Origin of the sequence: Gordonibacter sp. (assembly GCF_036667095.1) — a bacterium.
In the GTDB taxonomy this organism is placed as follows: domain Bacteria; phylum Actinomycetota; class Coriobacteriia; order Coriobacteriales; family Eggerthellaceae; genus Gordonibacter.
In genome coordinates this window covers 1-1,118 of the sequence record NZ_JAVWUP010000385.1, presented here as the reverse complement: position 1 = coordinate 1,118, position 1,118 = coordinate 1, and the positions used below count along the sequence as shown (strand labels likewise).

Annotated in this window: 1 protein-coding gene and 1 pseudogene; one reads left to right on the top strand and one right to left on the bottom strand. The window is 51.0% G+C overall.

The genetic code is table 11. The annotated features are described in order from the left end of the window. On the top strand, positions 1 to 653 hold a 653-nt coding region (locus RR842_RS14800), incomplete at its 5' end, for a DUF6273 domain-containing protein (protein ID WP_332730332.1). 284 nt (positions 654 to 937) lie between these two features. On the opposite strand, the pseudogene RR842_RS14795 reads toward RR842_RS14800, so the two are convergent. Next, positions 938 to 1,118 (bottom strand): annotated as a pseudogene (locus RR842_RS14795) (hypothetical protein); the annotation flags it as partial.

The following is a 1,118-nucleotide window of genomic DNA, read 5'->3' as shown; positions in this document are numbered from 1 at the left end:
TTGAAGTACGCATCGTCGGCATCAACCACGACGCTGTCGAGATTGATGCGCAGGGGAACGCCACCAAAACAGCTGGCCTCACCTTCATGGCCGTCCACAGCTTGCCCATCGCCTATCAATTTAATTCGACTAATACCAATGTTGGTGGCTGGGAGGGCAGTGCGCTTCGCACCTCAATGAACAGCGGAGATATCTGGAATACCTTGGCCACCGCAGACCCAAAACTTACCGGTGCTATAAAGCCGGTTTACAAGAAAACCAGCAACGAAGGTGGCGCTTATGTTGAGGGTGTAAGTAAAAAAGTAAACGACACCCAAGACAAGCTGTGGATACCTTCTCATAAAGAGCTTGCTGATAGTATTTTGGATTTCTGGCCAAGATATGCTTGGCTTAACGACGAAGGCAAACAATACGAATTCTTCAAGGGCAAGGTGACTGGCTGGCTAGAGAACACAATCCTTGCTGGTATGGACAAGACGCAAAACGAGTCTCGTCCAGCACGCCGCGCCGACGAGTATTGGTGGGAGCGGTCGTGCACTCCTAGCGACACGACGTCCTTCCTGGGTTGCTACTGCAACGGCAATCCCCTCCGCTACGTTAACGACAACCATGCCAACCGTGCGTACGGGGTCGTGCTCGGCTTCTCTTTATAATCTTTCATCTCCAAATCCGCAGGTTTATCCTGTGGGTATCTCCATAGCGGAAAAGTTTCAGGTTGTATGAGCTATGTTGTTGAGTTGAGCAGCATCCAGCACCATCAAGTTTATTGAAGTCGCATGATAGAACTGCTCGAGCGCATTGCGCTTGGGCAGGTGTCGTGTGGCGCATTGCAGTCCATCCCTAGTTAAAAGCTTCGCCGGCAAAGAAACGCAGCGCTTCTTCTGTGGCTGCGCACCCGAAAAGTCCTTCAGTTTTTTCCTCAAGCGAGTTGGCGGGGCTAGTAGGCTTGGCGCTCGTGTATTAGGGCATCTACGGTGATCAGCTGGTCTTCTTCGCAGTATTCGTAAAGGACAAAAAAACGCGGGTTGGGTAGTTTTCTTACGGTGGTGCCAAATACTTCCGCGATAGGTTGCGGCACATCGCTTGATCCCATGGTGGGGATTGTTTCTAAATAGAGC